This window comes from Neoroseomonas terrae (genome assembly GCF_018129025.1).
Lineage (GTDB): Bacteria > Pseudomonadota > Alphaproteobacteria > Acetobacterales > Acetobacteraceae > Neoroseomonas > Neoroseomonas terrae.
The window spans coordinates 17,148-35,309 of the sequence record NZ_JAAEDI010000011.1; the positions used below are offsets into that span (position 1 = coordinate 17,148).

16 protein-coding genes are annotated in these 18,162 nt (G+C 72.3%); 5 read left to right on the plus strand and 11 right to left on the minus strand.

Features of this window, described 5'->3' with window-relative positions:
* Positions 1–25: 25 nt before the first annotated feature.
* Positions 26–778, plus strand: a complete 753-nt coding sequence (locus GXW78_RS11305) for an ABC transporter ATP-binding protein (RefSeq protein ID WP_211868806.1) — start codon at positions 26–28, stop codon at positions 776–778.
* The gene (locus tag GXW78_RS11310) at positions 775–1,578 is read left to right on the plus strand and encodes an ABC transporter permease (protein ID WP_211868807.1); all 804 of its coding nucleotides are present in this window, start codon (positions 775–777) and stop codon (positions 1,576–1,578) included. Before GXW78_RS11305 ends, GXW78_RS11310 begins: the two co-directional genes overlap by 4 nt.
* On the opposite strand, the gene GXW78_RS11315 is transcribed toward GXW78_RS11310, so the two are convergent.
* From GXW78_RS11315 to GXW78_RS11325, 3 genes are all read right to left on the minus strand, one after another.
* Positions 1,562–2,059 carry a GNAT family N-acetyltransferase gene (locus GXW78_RS11315; protein WP_211868808.1) on the minus strand — a complete coding sequence of 166 codons (498 nt, stop codon included), beginning with the start codon at positions 2,057–2,059 and terminating at the stop codon, positions 1,562–1,564. The genes GXW78_RS11310 and GXW78_RS11315 overlap by 17 nt on opposite strands.
* 126 nt (positions 2,060–2,185) lie before the next feature.
* On the minus strand, positions 2,186–5,035 hold the full coding sequence (locus GXW78_RS11320; RefSeq protein ID WP_211868809.1) for an AsmA family protein: 2,850 nt from the start codon (positions 5,033–5,035) through the stop codon (positions 2,186–2,188).
* Positions 5,032–8,634, minus strand: a complete 3,603-nt coding sequence (locus tag GXW78_RS11325; RefSeq protein ID WP_211868810.1) for a hydantoinase B/oxoprolinase family protein — start codon at positions 8,632–8,634, stop codon at positions 5,032–5,034. Before GXW78_RS11325 ends, GXW78_RS11320 begins: the two co-directional genes overlap by 4 nt.
* A 152-nt stretch (positions 8,635–8,786) precedes the next feature.
* Here GXW78_RS11325 and GXW78_RS11330 point away from each other — a divergent pair, with 152 nt between their 5' ends.
* The 3 genes from GXW78_RS11330 to GXW78_RS11340 are packed head-to-tail and all read left to right on the plus strand — an operon-like array spanning position 8,787 to position 10,398.
* Positions 8,787–9,551 carry a TerB family tellurite resistance protein gene (locus GXW78_RS11330; RefSeq protein ID WP_211868811.1) on the plus strand — a complete coding sequence of 255 codons (765 nt, stop codon included), beginning with the start codon at positions 8,787–8,789 and terminating at the stop codon, positions 9,549–9,551.
* Complete coding sequence (locus GXW78_RS11335) at positions 9,548–9,718, plus strand: RidA family protein (protein ID WP_211868813.1); 171 nt, start codon at positions 9,548–9,550, stop codon at positions 9,716–9,718. The genes GXW78_RS11330 and GXW78_RS11335 overlap by 4 nt, the downstream gene beginning before the upstream one ends.
* Positions 9,718–10,398, plus strand: coding sequence for an N-acetylmuramoyl-L-alanine amidase (locus GXW78_RS11340; RefSeq protein ID WP_211868814.1), 681 nt, complete (start codon positions 9,718–9,720; stop codon positions 10,396–10,398). The genes GXW78_RS11335 and GXW78_RS11340 overlap by 1 nt, the downstream gene beginning before the upstream one ends.
* A gap of 16 nt (positions 10,399–10,414) precedes the next feature.
* On the opposite strand, the gene GXW78_RS11345 is transcribed toward GXW78_RS11340, so the two are convergent.
* From GXW78_RS11345 to GXW78_RS11380, 8 genes are read right to left on the minus strand one after another with little or no spacing between them, the layout of a single operon-like run.
* Positions 10,415–12,823 carry an AsmA family protein gene (locus tag GXW78_RS11345; RefSeq protein ID WP_211868816.1) on the minus strand — a complete coding sequence of 803 codons (2,409 nt, stop codon included), beginning with the start codon at positions 12,821–12,823 and terminating at the stop codon, positions 10,415–10,417.
* A complete protein-coding gene (locus GXW78_RS11350; RefSeq protein ID WP_211868818.1) occupies positions 12,820–14,436 on the minus strand; it encodes a complex I subunit 5 family protein in 1,617 nt (538 codons plus the stop codon). Before GXW78_RS11350 ends, GXW78_RS11345 begins: the two co-directional genes overlap by 4 nt.
* On the minus strand, positions 14,433–15,926 hold the full coding sequence (locus GXW78_RS11355) for a complex I subunit 5 family protein (RefSeq protein ID WP_211868820.1): 1,494 nt from the start codon (positions 15,924–15,926) through the stop codon (positions 14,433–14,435). The genes GXW78_RS11350 and GXW78_RS11355 overlap by 4 nt, the downstream gene beginning before the upstream one ends.
* The gene (locus GXW78_RS11360) at positions 15,926–16,207 is read right to left on the minus strand and encodes an NADH-quinone oxidoreductase subunit K (protein ID WP_211868822.1); all 282 of its coding nucleotides are present in this window, start codon (positions 16,205–16,207) and stop codon (positions 15,926–15,928) included. The genes GXW78_RS11355 and GXW78_RS11360 overlap by 1 nt, the downstream gene beginning before the upstream one ends.
* On the minus strand, positions 16,204–17,139 hold the full coding sequence (locus GXW78_RS11365) for a Na(+)/H(+) antiporter subunit B (protein WP_211868824.1): 936 nt from the start codon (positions 17,137–17,139) through the stop codon (positions 16,204–16,206). The genes GXW78_RS11360 and GXW78_RS11365 overlap by 4 nt, the downstream gene beginning before the upstream one ends.
* Positions 17,136–17,429, minus strand: coding sequence for a cation:proton antiporter (locus GXW78_RS11370; protein ID WP_211868826.1), 294 nt, complete (start codon positions 17,427–17,429; stop codon positions 17,136–17,138). The genes GXW78_RS11365 and GXW78_RS11370 overlap by 4 nt, the downstream gene beginning before the upstream one ends.
* A complete protein-coding gene (locus GXW78_RS11375; protein WP_211868828.1) occupies positions 17,426–17,698 on the minus strand; it encodes a monovalent cation/H+ antiporter complex subunit F in 273 nt (90 codons plus the stop codon). Before GXW78_RS11375 ends, GXW78_RS11370 begins: the two co-directional genes overlap by 4 nt.
* Positions 17,691–18,161, minus strand: coding sequence for a Na+/H+ antiporter subunit E (locus tag GXW78_RS11380; protein WP_211868830.1), 471 nt, complete (start codon positions 18,159–18,161; stop codon positions 17,691–17,693). Before GXW78_RS11380 ends, GXW78_RS11375 begins: the two co-directional genes overlap by 8 nt.
* Position 18,162: the final 1 nt, after the last annotated feature.

An 18,162-nucleotide genomic window follows, 5' to 3' on the forward strand; every position in this document is an offset into this window, starting at 1 on the left:
CGGGCGACGGCCCGATATCCCCGTCATGGAAACGCCGGCGCTGCTCGTCGAGGACCTGACGAAGACCTACCGCCCCGGCGACCGGCCGGCTGTGGATGGCCTGACCTTCACCATGCCGATGGGGCAGACCTGGGGGCTGCTCGGCGGCAATGGCGCCGGGAAGTCCACCACCATCGCCATGCTGCTCGGCCTGCTGGTGCCGAGCGGCGGGCGCGTCGTCTCGCTCGGTCACGACATGGCGACAAGGCGTTTCGCCGCGCTCGCGCGGATGAACTTCTCCTCCCCCTACATCGCCCTGCCGCACCGGCTGACGGTCGAGGAGAACCTGCGCGTCTACGGCCATCTCTACGGCGTGCCGGACATGAAGCGCCGCATCGCCGAACTGCTGGAGGACTTCGCCCTGACAGAGTTCGCGAAGCGGCCGGCCGGGCAGCTCTCGGCCGGGCAGAAGACGCGCGTCGCGCTGGCGAAGGCGCTGATCAACCGACCGGCGCTGCTGCTGCTCGACGAGCCGACGGCGAGCCTCGACCCGGACACCGGGGATTGGGTGCGCAGCGCGCTGGAACGCTATCGTGCCGAGAGTGGCGCCGCGATGCTGCTCGCCAGCCACAACATGGCGGAGGTCGAGCGCCTCTGCTCCCACGTGCTGATGCTGAAGGGCGGCAAGGTGGTGGACGAAGGCAGCCCCGACGACCTGCTGCACCGCTACGGGCGTGACGACCTGGAGGAGGTGTTCCTCGACATCGCGCGCGGCCGCGCGCGGGAGACGGCGGCATGACCGGCGGCCCGGCGCGGCGCATCTGGGGGCTGATGTACCGGCACCTGGCGCTCTACCGCCGTTCCTGGCCGCGGGTGCTCGAGCTGATGTACTGGCCCGTCCTGCAGATGGTCGTCTGGGGCTTCATCACCGCCTACCTCGCGGGCGTGCAGGGCAGCGCGGCCTCGGTGACGGCCGGGGTGCTGCTCGGCGGCGTGCTGCTGTGGGAGGTGACGCTGCGCAGCCAGATGGGCTTCGCCATCTCCTTCCTCGAGGAGGTCTGGTCGCGCAATCTCGGCCACATCTTCGTCTCGCCGCTGCGGCCCTGGGAACTGGTCGCCGGTCTCGCCTCGATGAGCGTGCTGCGCACCGTCGCGGCCGTCGGCCCGGCCATGGGCCTGGCCTTCCTGCTTTACGGCTTCGGGGTGTGGACGCTGGGGCCGGTGCTCGTCGCCTATGTCTTCGCGCTGATGGCCATGGGCTGGGCGGTGGCGCTCGCCGTCACCGCGCTGATCCTGCGCCACGGCGCGGGGGCGGAGGCGCTGGCCTGGGGTGTGATGTTCGGCATCGCTCCCTTTGCCGCCGTCTTCTATCCCGTGGCGATCCTGCCCGGCTGGCTGCAGCCGTTCGCCCTCGCCATCCCGGCTGCGCATGTGTTCGAGGGTATGCGGGCGGCGCTGCTGGACGGCACGATGGCGTGGGACCACCTGCTCTGGGCAGTGCTGCTGGACTTCGTCTGGCTGGCCGTGGCGGCCTGGATCTTCCTGGCCCAGTTCCATCAGGCGCGGGTTCGCGGCGCGCTGCTCAACATTGGGGAGTGAGCGACAGTTCCAGCCGCCGCTCGGTCACGCGGCTCCCCCATTGCTGGGCCTCGACTTCCTCGACCAGGGCGAAGCCGGCTGCGGCATAGAGATGTGCGGCGGCATCGAGCCCGGCCAGGGTCCACAGATGCACCCGCGGAACGCCGACACGCCGCGCCTGGACGACGGCTTCCTCCAGCCAGCGCCGCCCGACGCCTCTCCCCCTCAACGCAGGGTCCATGATGAACCAGCGCAGATGCGCGGAAGCCGGGTCCTCCCCGCAATCCAGCACCAGCGACCCCAGCACCCGCCCCTGCCCGGTAGCGCAGCGGAACAGGTCCCTCGCCGGATCGAAGCGCAGGAGGAAGTCGCCGAGTTCACGCGCGACCTTCGCCTCGAAGAAGGCGCCGAAGCCGTGGCTGTCGGCGTAGTGCCGCGCGTGTAGCGCTGCGATGTCGCCGATCGCGCCGGGCGTCCAGGCGTGGTGGATGGTGATGTCCATGCCCCGAAGGTAGCCCAAACCGGTAACGCGATCAGTTGGCCTTCGGCGCGACGCGCACGTCGGGTCCGCGGATGCGGGCGCCGACGCCTGGAGCCTAACAGCGGTCCAAGAACTCGCCCGTCGCTATCACTGCGCAGCCCGCCATCGCGCCCAGTCCGCCAGTTCGGGCTGCCGTCGCGGCATCTCAGCCGGCCCGGTCACGCGCAGGCCGATGGCCGGCGCCCCCGCCGGCGGCGGCTGCACCAGGATGCGCAGGTCCATCGTGCCGCGCCGCGGGTCGACGCTACCCTCGACGGCGCCGGCCACGCCGCCCTCTCCCGCAATGCGCACGCCATCGAGCACCACGACCCCGGCCGCTGCGCGCCAGCCGCCTTCCAGCCGTTCCAGCGCCGTCGCGCCGCCGCCCAGGCCCTCGCGCATGCCGGCCTCCGCCTGGGCCAGCTCGTCCACGCCCGCGGCGTTGACCACGGTGCGCAGGGCAACGCCGGCAACCACGCCGTCGACCAGCGAGAACCGCCCCTCCCCCGACAGGCTGCCGAGCAGCGCTGCCGGTGCATGCCCCGTCGCCGTGAAGCGTCCCTGCACCGAAAGCTGACCGGAATTGAGATCGAAAGGCAGGCCGAAGAGCGGGCGCGTCAGCGTCGAGCCCGCCAGGCCCAACGCGCCGGACAGCACTGGCGGCGTCGCCGCGGCGTCGAGATTCAACGTCCCGTCCAGCACGCCGCCGCCAAGCCGCGCGCGGATATCCGCGAGCGCAAGCTGCCCACCGGACAATGTGAGTTTGGTGGTCAGTTCGGTCAGCGGCGGCAGGTCCGAAGTGACGACCTCGGCCGCCTCCAGGGTCAGCTCCGCATCGAAGGCGCCAAGCGGCCCGAGCCCGATCGGGTCGTTGTCGCGCAGCGCGACTCCGGGCAGCGGCAGACGCTCCGCCGCGACGCGCCCCGTCAAACGCGGCCGCGCGGCGTCCAGGGCGAGAGCGAGTTGCCCTCGCGCCCGCAGCCCACCGGCGACCAGTTCCATGCTCTCCGCCGCCACGCCGGTGCGCCCTCCGGCAAGCGTGGCGATCAGTGAGAAGGAGCCCTCCCCCAGCCAGCTCGGCATGTCCGCCGCGCCGAGCAGCAGCGCAAGCCGCGGCGCGCCGGGATGTCGCAGCGTGAGGTTCCCGCTGAACCGCTCCTGCGCGACGTTCAGCGTCGTCTGGCCCTCAAAGCGCAATTCACCGAGTTCGCCTTCGGCGGCGACGGCGAGCGCATCGGGCGGGCCGCCGCCGGTCGCGCGCAGGCGTAGCGGTTGCGCGACGAGGGCGTCCGGCAGGTCGATCACCGGCGCCGCCAGCGCGGCCAAGCCAGCGGCGCTCGGGCCGGCCACTTCCAGCACCAGGTCGGCAAAGCGCGGGGTGGCCCCGGTGACGAGATTGCCCGCGAGCGTCACATCCGCCCCGCCGATCTGCGCCGAGGCACGCCGCAGCCCGATCCGCCCGCGCTCCATCACCGCGTCGATCGCAGCGCGCGCCGCGGTGGCGCCACGCCAGACCACCGTTTCCGCGGCGAGGCGCAGATTGGCGTCGAGTTCGACGCCGCCGCGCAGCAGCGGTGCCCAATCGGCGGCAGGCGGCAGCAGCCCGTCGAGAACGAGCCGGTCGAAATTCAGGCCCAGCCCGAGCGCCGGCCGCGCGCCGAAGCGGAACACGCCGGCGCCGCTGACCCGCCCACCATCCAGCGTCGCGGACAGCTCGGGAACGCCGAGTTGCGTCGGTTCCAGCACGACCCGCGCCCGCCCCTCGAAGGTGCGCAGGCGGGACGGGTCCAGGCGGTCCACCGGCAGGCCGAAGGCGGCGACCGTCGCCCGCAAGCTGGGCCCGGCGAAGCGCAGCGCGAGTTCCAGCCGGTCGCCCGCCGTCGCGCCGGCTGCCTCGACCTCGGCCTCTCCCGGCAGCAGGGCGGTGATGTCGGTCAGGGTAATGCGGTCGCCTTCGCGGAAGATGCCACCGCGCAGGCGCCGTATGGTCTGGCCGCGAAAGGACGCTGCCTCCGCGGAAAGGTCGAGACCGACCGGCAGCGGCGGCGCCTGTGCCCCCCGCAGCGTGCCGATCCAGGCGTCGAGATCGATCCGCGCCAGTGCGAGCGCGATGTCGAGCCGCGATTCCGGACGGAAGCGGAAGGTCGCCGCACCCCGGCCGGTGACGCCGCCGAGATCGAGGGTGAGGTCGTCAGCCGCCGCCACCTCCCCCGTCACGCTGACGCGGCCGGTGGCGCGAAAGGGGCCTGACGGGGCGGCCATCAGGGTGGCGAGGTCGCTGCCGGAGGCCTCGATCCGCCCCTCGAAGCCGCCCTCAGCGACGAGCGCGCCGCGCGCCGTCACCGTCGTGCCCTGTGCCGCGACCGATACGTCCAGCGTCGCCACGCCGTCGAAGCCGGGACGGCCGAGCACCGCATCGAAGCGCGCGGCGGCGCCGCGCCAGGTGAAGCTGCCCTCGGTGCGGATCGCATCGAGCGGGCCCGGCGCGGCGAGACGCGCCGTGACCCGTTCCAGCACCGCGCCGCCTACCTCGACGCGGCTGTCCTCGATGCGCGCGTCGAAGCCCGTCAGCCATAGCGGCGGGCGCAGCGCCCCGATGGACTCCGGCGGCCAGGGCAGACGGATATCGGCGCCGACCAGCACCAGGTCGCGCGGTTCGAGCCGGCCGCGCAGCAGCGGCGCCAGACCGAGACGCAACCGCAGCACCTTCGCCGAGACGCCGAGCGCCTCGCCATCCACCTCACCGACGCGGACGTCGTCCGCTTCCAGCATCGGTTGCGGCAGCAGGGTGACGCGCAGCGGACCTTCGACGGTGACAAAGCGGCCGAGCCGGGCGGAAGCAATGGCGGCGACCCGGCCGCGCTGCGATTCCCAATCGAAGAAGCGAGGCCCGAACCATGCCGCGAGGAGCAACGCGACCGGCAGCAGCGGGATGAGAAGGAGGAGCCGCTTCCTCACCCTTCCGGCGCCCCCCATCCGCCGCCGCCCGGCGTTTCGAGGCCGAAGACGTCGCCGGGGGCGAGACTGGCGCGGTCACTGCCCTTCAGCGCCTCGACGGTACCGTCGCCACGTTCCACCCATTGCCGTCCGGCCGCGCCATCCGCGCCGCCTTGCAGCCCGTGCGGCGCAACGCTGCGGCGGGACGCGACGATGACGGCCTCCATCGGGCGCAGGAAGCGGATGCGGCGGCGGGAGCCGTCGCCACCACGGAACTGCCCGGCGCCGCCGGAGCCGCTGCGGATCGAGAATTCCTCGAGCCGCACGGGGTAGCGCAGTTCCAGGATCTCCGGATCGGTCATGCGCGTGTTCGTCATATGCGTCTGGATCGGGCCGGCGCCGTTGAAGCCGGGGCCGGCACCAACGCCGCCGCAGACCGTCTCGTAATATTGATAGGTGGCATCACCGAACAGCACGTTGTTCATCGTGGCTTGCGCCGAGGCGCAGGCGTTCAGCGCGGCGAGCACGGCGTTGCAGGTCATCTGGGAGACTTCCGTATTGCCGGCAACGACCGCGGCACCAGGGCGCGGCGACAGGAAGGTGCCGTCAGGGATCACGATTTCCAGCGGCTTGAGGCAGCCATCGTTGAGCGGGATGTCCTCGCCCACCAGGCAGCGGAAGCAGTAGAGCACGACGGCACGGCAGACCGCGGATGGCGCGTTGAAGTTGTCCGGCCGCTGCGGGCCGGTGCCGGTGAAGTCGATCACCGCGCGGCGGTTGGCGCGGTCCACGCGCACCGCGACCTTCAACGGCGTGCCGTCATCGATGGTGGTGGAGAACTCGCCATGCGGCAGGCGTTCCAGCACGCGACGGACGGATTCCTCCGCGTTGTCCATCACGTGCTTCATGTAGGCGCGCACGGTGGGCAGGCCGAATTCCGCGACGGCGCGTTGCAGCTCCTGCACCGCCTTCTCGTTCGACGCGATCTGCGCCTTGATGTCGGCGACGTTCACATCTGGGCTGCGCGCAGGATAGGTCGCGCCGGCGAGGATGGCGCGGAACTCCGCCTCGCGGATCGTGCCGCCATCGACCAGCAGGAAGTCGTCGATGACGACGCCTTCTTCCTCAAGCGTCTTCGATCCGGGCGGCGTCGAGCCCGGCGTCAGCCCGCCGATATCCGCGTGATGGCCGCGGCTGCCGACGAAGAACAGAATCTCGGCGCCCGCCGTGTTGAACACCGGCGTGATGACGGTGATATCGGGCAGATGCGTGCCGCCATTGGACGGGTTGTTCAGCGCGACCACGTCGCCCGGCTTCAGCGTCGCCCCACGGGAGCGGATGACGGTGCGCACGCTCTCGCCCATCGCGCCGAGATGCACCGGCACATGCGGCGCATTCGCCACGAGATACCCCTGCGCGTCGAAGATGGCGCAGGAGAAGTCGAGCCGTTCCTTGATGTTCACCGACAGCGAGGTGTTCTGCAGCACCGCGCCCGCCTGCTCGGCGACGTTCATGAACAGGTTGTTGAACAGTTCGAGCATGACCGGGTCGGGCCGGTCGCTCGTCGCGGCCAGTGCCGCCGCGCGCGGCGAGGTCCGCCGCAGCACGAGGTGGTCGAGCGCGGTGATCTCCGCCGTCCAGCCGGGTTCGATCACCGTGGTAGCGATGGCCTCGCGGATCAGCGCCGGGCCGGGGATGATGTCGCCCGGGAGCAATTCGTCGCGGTCGAACAGAGGGGCCGAGTGCGCCGCGCCCTCGCTCCACATCTCTACCGTGTCGATGGGTCCGGGGTGGCCGTCGCCGCGATCGGGCAGCCCCGGTTCCGTAACGCGCTCGCCGGGCATGGTGACCTCGGCGATGCAGGCCTCCACCACCACCTGGCGTTCAGGCGTCGCGAAGCCGAAGCGGCGGCGATGCGCGTCCGTGAAGGCGGCCAGTACGGTTGCGTGATCGCCGAAGGGCACGGGCAGGAAAGCGTCCGTGCCGGCATAGCGCAGATGCAGCCGGCGCGCGGCCTGCAGCCGAGACGGGTCGGCACCCTGTCGCACCAGCTCCTCGCGCCCCTGCTCAGCCAGCGCGTCGAGCCGTGCGGCGAGGTCATCCATGCCGGTCGGCGACAGCGGCGCTTCCACCGCGCCCTCGCGAATGGCCGCCTGATCGGCGAGGCCCATGCCATAGGCCGAGAGCACGCCGGCAAAGGGGTGGATGAACACCGTCTCCATGCCCAGCGCATCGGCGACGAGGCAGGCATGCTGACCACCCGCGCCGCCAAAGCATTGCAGCGCGAAGCGCGTGGCGTCGTGGCCCTTCTGGATCGACACCTGCTTGATGGCATTCGCCATGTTGGCGACCGCAATGCGCAGGAAGCCTTCCGCGACCTCGCGTGGGTCGCGTTTCGTGCCGGTCGCAGCCGCGATCTCGCCGGCCAGCGTGATGAACTTCGCCCGGACGATCTCCGCATCGAGCATCTGGTCCCCATCGGGACCGAAGATCGCGGGGAAGTGCTTCGGCTGAATCTTGCCGACCATCACATTCGCATCCGTCACGGCGAGCGGGCCACCGCGACGATAACAGGCCGGCCCCGGCACCGCGCCGGCACTGTCCGGCCCGACGCGCATCCGTGCGCCGTCGAAATGCAGGATAGAGCCGCCACCGGCGGCGACCGTGTTGATCGCCATCATCGGCGCGCGCATGCGCACCCCGGCGACCTCGGTCTCGAAGGCACGCTCGAATTCGCCGGCATAGAGCGCGACGTCGGTGCTGGTCCCGCCCATGTCGAAGCCGATGATGCGGTCGAAGCCGCCCATCGCCGCCGTGCGCGCCGCGCCGACGATGCCGCCCGCCGGGCCCGACAGGATCGCGTCCTTGCCCTGGAAGCGGCCGGCCTCGGTCAGCCCGCCATTCGACTGCATGAAGTACAGGCGCACGCCGGGCAGCTCGGACGCCACCTGGTCGACGTAGCGTCGCAGCACCGGCGAGAGATACGCATCGACAACGGTGGTGTCGCCGCGCGGCACGATGCGCGGCAACGGGCTCGCCTGGTGGGACAGCGAGACCTGGGTGAATCTCTCCTCCCGCGCGATCTCGCCGAGGCGCACCTCATGCGCCGGATGCGCCCAGGCGTGCATCATGACGATCGCGACGGCGCGGATGCCCTCCGCGAAGCCGGCTTTCAGCGCGGCGCGCGCCGCGGCCTCGTCCAGCGGCTCGAGTTCCGCGCCATCCACCGCGACACGGCCGCCGATCTCGGCGACGCGCTCGTGCAGCAGCTCGGGCAGCTTCACGTCGAGGTCGAACAGCCGCGGCCGCGCCTGGTTGCCGATGCGCAGCATGTCCGCGAAGCCGCGATTGACCAGCAGCAGCACCCGCTCGCCCTTGCGTTCCAGCAACGCATTGGTGGCGACCGTCGTGCCCATCTTCACGGCATCGATCGTGCCCTCGGGAATCAGCGCGCCCGGGGCAAGGCCGAGCGTCTCCCGGATGCCCGCCACCGCTGCGTCCCGATAACGTTCCGGGTTCTCGGAAAGCAGCTTGCGGGTGGATAGCCGCCCTTGGGGGTCACGCGCCACGATGTCCGTGAAGGTACCGCCGCGATCGATCCAGAACTGCCAGCCGGCCATGAAACCAATCCCTTCCGACCCGGCCGCCACCCCCGGGGCCGCACCCCCGGCCCAGGTCCGCGATGCGGCCCTGACCGGCAATAGAGAGGCCCGGCCCATGCGGCAAGGCGCGCGACTGACGGCCGGCCCGCATTGTGCTAGCACCATGGGCGATGAGCTTCTTGGGCAAGATCCTCGGCAGCATGGCGGGCTTCGCCATGGGCGGCCCCTTCGGCGCCATGATGGGTGCCGCGATCGGCCATGCCGCCGACCAGGGCACGTCGCCGGGCGGGCGAATCCCCCCGCATGCGGCCGACATGGTCCATATGCTGGGCGGGAAGGAGAACCTGTTCTCCTTCACCGTCGTCGTGCTGGCCGCCAAGCTCGCCAAGGTGGACGGGCCGGTGAAGCGCGCCGAGATCGACGCGTTCCGACAGATGTTCCGCGTGCCGGAGGAAGGGCTGCGCGACGTCGGCCGCCTGTTCGACCAGGCGCGCGAGTCATCGGACGACTGGGAGCCCTTCGCGGAGAAGCTCGGCGCCGCCTTCGCCGACAACAAGGCCATGCTGGAGGACGTGCTCGCCGCGCTGGTGCGCATCGCCCGCGCCGACGGACCGGTGCAGAAATCCGAGGGCGACATGCTGCGCGGCATCCATGCCCGCTTCGGCCTGGATGCGGCGGCCTGGGAACGGGCCAAGGGTGGCGCGCCCCGCGGCGCCTCCGCCCAGCAATTCGATGATCCCTATCCGGTTCTCGGCCTGACGCGGGAGGCTTCCGACGAGCAGGTGCGCGCCGCCTGGCGGCAATTGATGCGGGAGAACCACCCGGACGGCCTCGCCGCCCGCGGCGTGCCCGAGGAATTCGTGAAGCGCGCAACGGCGAAGGTCGCCGACATCAATGCGGCGTGGGATCGCATCAAGCGAGAACGGAAGCTTTGACGGCCGGGCATCTCGTGTCCTCGGGCTCACCACTCGAACCCGGCATCGGCTTTTCCCGCGCCGTACGGGTCGGCACGGTGATCGCGGTCGCCACCGTCGTCGGCGTCGTGCGCTTCATCGACCCAGCCCGGCTCCTGGAGATCGAGGCGGACGCGGTGGCCATTTGATGCGCATCCGCGAATTGGCGAGCCCCAACCACGAACCGCGGCCGGCCGGCACCCCCATCGACATGCTGGTGCTGCATTACACCGGCATGCGCAGCGGCGCCGAGGCGATTGCGCGCCTGTGCGAGCCGGCGGCCAAGGTATCCTCTCACTATGTCGTGGAGGAGGACGGCGCGGTGTTTCGGCTCGTGGCGGAAGATCGGCGCGCAGCCCATGCCGGCATCTCCCACTGGCGCGGGCATGAGGCGCTGAACGGCCGCTCGATCGGCATCGAGATCGTCAATCCCGGCCATGAATGGGGCTATCGCGACTTCCCTGCCCTGCAGATGGCCGCGGTCTGCGACCTGTGCCTCGACATCCTGGCCCGCCACCCGATCCCGCCCCGCAACGTGGTCGCGCACAGCGACATCGCGCCGGACCGCAAGGAGGACCCCGGCGAGCTGTTCGACTGGCAGGGCCTTGCCGCGAACAGGGTCGGGCTGTGGCCCGGCCCCGATCCGGCGCCCCCGCCGGAAGCCGAAGTGATGGGGCTCCTCGGCGTCATCGGCTACCACACCGACCTGCCGCTGCCGGTGCTCGTCACCGCCTTCCAGCGCCATTGGTTGCCGGGCCGCGCGGACGGCATCGCCGATGCCGCGACGCGCGCGAGAATCGCAGCAGTGGCCGAGGCCTGCACCAGGTAGGACAGGCTGCCTCGGGTCAGCGCCGCCGACCGCCCAACAGCCCGCCGATACCCTGCATGACATCGCGCGCCGTGCCCTGGATCTCCCGCGGGACCAGCGGGATCGGCGTCGGCGCAGCCGCCGGCATCGGCCCGACGCGACCCAGGCGTGCGAGTGTCAGCGCACCACCGCAATCGCCCCCGGGCGGCGTGCTTCCGGTGGCGCCGCGCAGGAATTCCACCGTGCTGCTGCGCCACAGCCGATTGGCAACCGTATCGCCGATGACGCGGGCCAGCGCGGCGGCGGGCTCCACGCCGATGCGGGGGTCGGCCAGCGTCCCGCCGATCGTCACCGGCGCGCGCACCGTCACTCCCATGACGGTGACGTCCGGCAGCAGGCGGGCGGCGATGGCCTCGTCCCGCATATTGATGGCGAGGGTGCCGTCGATGCGGCCGAAATCCCCTTCCATCAGCAGGGCCTCACTGTGCGCGACGCCGTCAGCGGCCGACAGGCGCAGCGCCAGGCAGCGCAGCGCCACGCCGCCGGCGGGCGTGCCGCGCGGCATCAGCGCGCGGAGCAGGTCGGGGCCGATGCGCAGCGCCGTGCCGCCGGAAAAGCGGCCGCCGACCATGGCGATGCCGGCCTCACCCGAGAGAGTCGCGAGGACGGCGCGCGTGGTCGCGCCGCTCCCGCGCAGGTCGAACGCGACTTCCGCGCTGCCGTCGAAGCCGGCCGGCACGCCGAAGGCACGGCGCAGGGCGGCGAGGTCGAGCCCCCGCCCCCGGCTGTCGAGGCGCAGTTCGGCGCGCGGCGGCTGCACGGACCCATCCAGCACGGCCCGCCCGCCGACCGGCCCGCCCGGCGTCGTCACCTGTACCGGGTCGATCACCAGCCGCCCGTTGGCGAGGGCGACGGTGCCGCTGGCGTCGCGCCAGGTCACGCCGCCGGCAGTGAGCTGGCGCGCGGAGAGGCGCAGCGCGGCATCGACCCCCTGAAGGGCGCCAATGGGCAGGTCGAGATCGGGCAGGACGCGCGCCGCGTTCCGGCGGGGTGCGGGACCGCCGCCGCCGAGGGCATCGAGGTCGATGCGCCGGGCCGCGAGCTGGCCACGGAAGGCGGTGCGCGGCGCAAGGACGATGGTCAGGTCGCCATCCATCTCCAGCGCATCGGCGGTGACGCTCAGCGCGTTCAGGCGCAGTTCGCGCGTCGTCAGGCCGCCGAGGCGTGCATGCGCGGTCACGCCCGTGACGCGCGGCAGGGCGATGCCCAGCACGGGCCCGACCAGCGCGGCATCCGGCGTCGTCAGCCGCGCGTCGAACACCGCGGGGCCGAGGTCGAGATCGCGAGGGATCGGCCCCGACAGGACGAGGCGCGCCGCCCCGGCCGTGAGCACCGCCTCGATCGGCAGCGTCTCCTCCGTCGCGATCCGGCGCAGCGAAGGCAGGGTCGCGGTCAGCCCCAGATCAGCGCGTCCGCGGCGGCCCCGGGCCGTCACCGCCACCGGTGCGTCGAAGGAGGCAGCGGTGAGCTCCAGGCGCGACAATGCCAGGCCGGCGACATGGGCGCCGAGATCCGTCGCGCCGACACTCAAGGTGAGGCTGGAGACGGTGGGCACCGGCTCGCCGGGGCTGACCCGCGCGGCAAGGCGGACAGCGCCGACCTGCGGCACGGTCCGGCCTGCCAATCGCGCGAGGCGCTGAACGGCAGCCGCGTCGGCCTCGGCTTCGACAGCGAGCGACCAGGCCGGCGCGCCGACACCTCGGGGCCAGCTCCCGCTCAGGCTGATGCGCAGGCCCGTGCCGTTCAGCGTGGCCGCGATGGGTGCGGCGCCCGCCGTCTCCACACCGAGCGTGGCAGAGACGGCCAGCGCCTCGCCATCGACGGTGATGCGACCATCCAGCACCAGCGGATCGCCGGGCTCGTCGCGCGAGAGATCGAGCGAGGCGATGCCGATCTCGCCCACCGGCTGCCCGGGCAGCAGGATGCGGGAGGATTCGATCCCGATCGCCGCGATGCTGATACCGCCGCCACCCGAGTCCGCGCCGCCACCTTCGCCGAATTCCCAATTGGCGCGGCCTTCGGCATTGCGTTCGAGGACGATCTCCGCATCGGCGATCGAGACGGTGTCGATCTCCACCCGGCCGGAGAACAGCGGCAGCAGGGCGAGGGTAACGTCGAGCTGTCCGATGCGGGCGAAGTCGGGCCGTGATCCGCCGGGAATGTTGGCGATGGTCGCATCGGCCATGCCGATGCGCGGCCGCAAGCCAAGGCGGATGGAGAAGGCGCCCTGCGTCACCTCCCGCCCGATGGCGCGTTCCAGCGCCGCGTCGATCCGCTGCGCCAACGCGCCGCGCGTCAGCGCCACATGCAGCGCCATCGTCGCGACGCCACCTAGCACGATGACGCCCACCAGCAGCAAGGCGACGACGCGCAGGACCCGCTTCATCGCCCCATCATGACAAAGCCGAGCGCAGCGGTCAGCACCAGCATGGCGAGGCCGGCCACCGGCCATCGCCGCAGCAGAGCCTCGCCGCGCGCGAGCGCATTCCCCAGCGGGGACGCCACGCGCAGCAGACGCCGCGCGAGGTGGATGATGTCGCCTTCCGGCACCGGCGGCAGGCGGTGCTCCCAGCGGGCCAGCGCCAGCACGGCCAGCGCGCCGGCCAGCACGGGGGTTACGGCCTTGGCGAGCGCGTCGAGGGTGAGTACGGAAGCCCAGTCGCCGCCGGCCGCCGGCGCGAAAAGCGCCCATGGCACGAGGACCGACGCAGCAGCCAGCGCCAGCCAGGGCAGCAGCATCCCAGGGGGTGGGCGGGCCGTGGCATCCGCGGCGAGGCCGGCGGCGAGGCGTCGCGTGAAATGCAGCATCAGCAGCGTCGAGCCCGCGGCGGAGAGCGCGGAAAGCGTAGCGGCCAGCCCGTTGCCAAGCTCAGCCTTCACCGCCTCCTTCGCCAGCCAGCCGCCGGCGGGCGGCAGCCCACCGAAGCCGAGGGCAAGCAGCACGGCAGGCGCGATGACCAGCCAGCGCACCCGGCCGCCAGTCGCTGCCGCGACGCCCACAGCGAGGAACAGCGCGCCCTTCGCCAGCACATGGTGCAGCGCGTAGAAGGCGGCCGATTGCGGCGTGGTGCCGATGCCCGCCGCCAGCCCCATCCCGATCGCCGCCGCCACGACGCCCATCTGGCTGACCGAAGAATAGGCCAGCACCGTCTTGGGGTTCTGCTGCGTGATGCCGGCCAGCACGCCCCAGAAGGCGGTGACGAAGCCGATGACGGCCAGCACCTCGCCCCAGGCGGCCGGCGTGACGTCCAGCGGCAGGAAGCGGATCAGGCCGATGACGCCGGCCTTGATGATCGCACCGCTCAGCACCGCCGAGGCCGGCATGGGCGCCGCCGGATGCGCCAGCGGCAGCCAGACATGCAGCGGCACCAAGCCGGCCTTGAGCCCGAAGCCGATGACGACGAAGGCGATGGCGAGATCGCGCAGCGGTGCCTCCGCTGCCGCCGACAGCACATCCGCGATGGCGAGGCTGCCATCCGGGGTGAAGGCGGCGAGCAGCGCGAAGCCCGCGAGCAGTGCCGCCTCCCCGGCCACCGTCATCAGGATGTAGGTCGCCCCGGCCGCCCAAGCGCGCTGCGTCCGGTCGTGGATGACGAGGCCCCAGGCCGGCAGGCTCGCCAACGCGAAGACGAAGTAGAAGCTGACGAGATCCCCCGCGACGAAGACGCCGAGGCTGCCTGCCATGGTCGGCAGCCACCAGGCGGCGAAGCGCCAGTGCGCCTCCCGTTCTATGTAGGCGCGGACATAGACGGAGGCCGCGCACCACAGCAGCGCCGCGCCGCCGAGCAGCATCGCGGAGGGCTGGTCGAGCGCCAGCGTCAGCCGCACGCGCGCATAGACCATGAAGGGCTCGCCCGTCCCGAAGGCCGCGCAGGCGAGACCCGGCAGCGGCGCGAGCCACAGCAGCGCCAGCGCCCGCCCGCGCAACGCCGGCACCACCAGCGCGGCCAGAAGCAGCAGGGGGGCGAGCGGCGTGGCCGCCAGCAGCAGCGCGTTCACGGCAGAACCCCCAGCCGCCCGACCTGCACCAGCCCGAAGGCGGCGAGCGGCAGGAAGCCCAGCACCACCGAGATCACCGCGAGCCCGAGCGCGACGCCGTCGCGCTGCCAGGCGATCGGCGCTGGGTCGGGCGCGCCCTCCCCGGCCCGCAGGCCCGAGGCCAGCACGCGGTATACGTAGCCGCCCGTCAGCAGCCCGCCACCGAGCACGACCAGCGCCCACCACCATTGCCCGGCGCCGATGGCCGCGGACAGCAGCAGCCACTTCGCGGCGAAACCGCCCGAAGGCGGCACGCCCATCAGCGACAGCCCGGCGAGCCCGAAGGTCAGCAGCGTGACCGGCATGGCACGGCCGGCACCGCCGAGTTCGACGATGCGGTCATGACCGAACCGTGCCGCCATGATGCCGGCGGCGAGGAACATCGCCGCCTTGGCGAACGCATGCGAGACCGCCTGCACCGCACCGCCGCTCCAGGCCATGGCCGCAACCTGGCTGTCCGCCGCGACCGAGGCGAGCAGTGGGAACATCAGGAACAGGTAGCCGATCTGCGCGACGGTCGAGTACGCGACGAGCAGCTTCAGCCGCGCCTCGCGCAGCGCCGCGACAGAGCCGAGCAGGATCGCCGCGGCGCCCAGCCCGGCCAGGATCTGCGCCGCGCCCGGCATCGGCTGCCCGGCCATCACGCCGAACCAGAGCCGCAGCAGCAGCACGAAGGATCCCTTGATCACCAGGGCCGAAAGCACCGCGCTAGCCGCCGCAGGTGCCCCCGCATGGGCGGGCGGCAGCCACAGATGCAGCGGCAGCAGAGCCGTCTTCGCCAGCAGCCCCACCGTCATCAGCACGATGGCGAGGATCACCGCCGGCTGGTCCGGCGCCATCCGCGCCAGCAGCGTGATGTCCAGCGTGCCGCACGCGCCGTAGATCAGCGCAACACCGAGCAGGTAGAGCACCGAGCCGAGCAGCGCGAACATCAGGTAGCGCAGCGCGGCTTCCATCGTCGTACGGCTGCCGTCGAGGCAGACCAGCGGCATGGCGGCGAAGGTCAGCAGCTCGAGGGCGACATAGAGCGTGAACAGGTCGTTCGCGACGACGGCAAGGTTGATGGCCGACCAGACCGCGAGCAGCAGCGGCCAGAACGCGAAGGCCTCGCGGCGTTCCGGTTGGCCGGCCTTCGTGCCGAAATCCGCGCGGGCGAAGATCGCGACAGCGCCGATGACGACGGCCGCTGTCAGAAGCATCGCCGCTGCGAGGCCGTCGGCACGGAAGGCGAGGCCGAGCGGCGGTGACCAATGACCGAGGAGATGGACGACCGGCGCGCCGCCGACCTGCACCGCGACCGCAGTGCCGATGGCGAGCGCCAGGCCGGCCGGCAGCATGGCGAGGGTCAGCCGCTCCGCCCGGCGCGCGCCGAGCGGCAGCGCGACGACCATCGCCAGCACCGGCAGCATCACCGCCAGCATCGGCAGCGCACCCCATCCGGTCGCCTGCATCACTCCCCGTCCCGGCCGAGGCGCAGCAGCAGCGCGACCGCGAGCGTGGTCGCGGCGAAGGCGACGACGATGCCGGTCAGGACCAGCGCCTGCGGCACGGGGTCTCCCGCGAGCCCTGCCCCCGCGCCACGCCGCGCGACGACGCCGAAGACAAGGAAGATGCCGCCGCCCAGCACGTTGAACGACAGCAGCCGCAAGACCCCGCTGACGCGCACCAGCATGCCGAACAGGCCGATGCCGACCAGCGCCGCGCCGAGCAGGCCGAAGATCGTCGCGCTCATCGCGGCGCGTCCGGTTCGGGCGGACCCATCACCAGCAGCGCGAGCGCGACGGCGATGGAGGCCGTCAGCACCACCTCGATCGACTTGATCAGCGGCTTCGCCCAGCCGGGGGGGTAGGCGAGGAAAGCGCCTTCGACGGCGGCACCGGCAAGCCCGACGACGATGAACAGCACCGGCCCGGCGACGACCGCCATCCGCAACCACGGCGCGGCGATACGCGGCGGCGTCGCGAGGCCGGCGAGCCAGGGCAGCAGCCACATCGCGGCGAGGATCGCAGCCGCCTGGAACTTCCCGCCCGGCGCATCGGCACCCACCCAGAGGATATGCGCCGCAACGACGATGCCGATCGGCGGCAGCATGCGCGCCAGCAGCGAGAGCGGGCCGCGCCCGACCACCGGCTGGCGCGCGCCCGGCGCACTGCCCCAGCCGCCATCAGGCGCCAGGGACCAGACAGCGATGACGGCGAGCACCACCACCGCCGCTTCCAGCAGCGTGTCCAACCCGCGGAAGGACATCAGCACGCCCGTCACGGCGTTGCCGAGGCCGGTCGTCGGCAACGCCGCCGCGACCTGTGGCGCGAGTGTCGGTGCGGGTTCCGGCAGCCACAGGATTGCGGCGCCCAGGGCAGCGGCGACGCCCGCGCAGCCGATCCCGATCAGTGCCGTCAGCAGCAGGCCCGGCGGCAGGTTGGCGGGTGCGTCCGCGTGCGGTCCGAGGCGCCGGACCGCCCCGAGCAGCAGCACGCCGGACAGGCCGGCGCCGATCGCAGCCTCGGTCATCGCGACATCCGGCGCGGCGAGCCGCACCCAGGCGAGCGAGAGCAGTAGTCCGTAGGCGATGAACAGCGCGACGGCGGTGAAGGCGCGGCGCGCCAGCACGCTGCCGGTCGCGACGGCGGCAATGGCGGCGGCGAGCAGCAGGTCGGCGATCATTCCGCGCCCTCCTGGCCGCGCGTCAGGCGCGCGATCATCGGGCCGACCGCGGCGCTCGACAGCATCACCAGCGCCCAGATGGCGAGCAGCCGCGCCGCCTCCCCCACGCCGCCCACCTGCGGCAGCAGGCCGAGCACGATCAGGCCGAGGCCGAGATGGTCGGCCTTGGTCAATGCATGCAGGCGGGATGAGGTGTCGGGAAAGCGCAGCAGCCCCGCGGTGCCGGCCACGAAGAACACCAGCCCCGCGAGGACCGCGACGATGGTGAAGCCGTTGGCGAGCAGGCTCACCGCGGCGGTTCCCGGTCGTGCGGCGGTGCGGCGCGGGCCAGCGCGACGGAGGCGAAGGCCGCCAGCAGCGCAAGGATCAAGGCAAGATCGACCAGCGCGGGCGCCGACATCGCGACACCCGCCAGCAGCAGGGCCGCGATGCCCCCCGTGCCGAGAAGCTGCGCGGCCATGACGCGATCCGGATCGCCCGGTCCGCGCAGTACCCGCAGCAGGCCCACTGCGGCCGTCGCGAAGACCAGAAGCGCGGCGATGGACAGGAACTCAGCCATCGAGGCCGAAGGCGCGGGTGAAGCGGGTTTCCTCCAACGTCATCGCGGCGGCGACATCCGTGCTGCCGTCGAGGGCATGGATGGCGATGGCGCCACCGGGCATCTCGCCCGCCGGCAGGGTTCCCGGCAGCAGGCTGGCGTAGGCGAGGAATGCATCCCGAGCCGGACCGGGTGGCAGGCGCGGTGTCCAGGCGATGGTCGCGGGCGCGGCCCGCCGGCGCGGATCGAGGGCGATGGAAGCGACCTCCACCCCCGCGCGCAGCGCCTGCCAGGGAAAGCGCAGCACCAGCATGGCCAGCGCCGCCGGGCGCGGCGTGATGCGGGCCGGCGGAATCAGCCGCAGGCTGGCCCAGGCGCCAATCGCCGATCCCGCGGCGCCGACCGGCAGGTCCGCCGGAGCGGCGCCGGCGATCGCCACCCACAGCAACAGCAGCAGCGCAAAGCGGAAGACCGCCACCGCCATG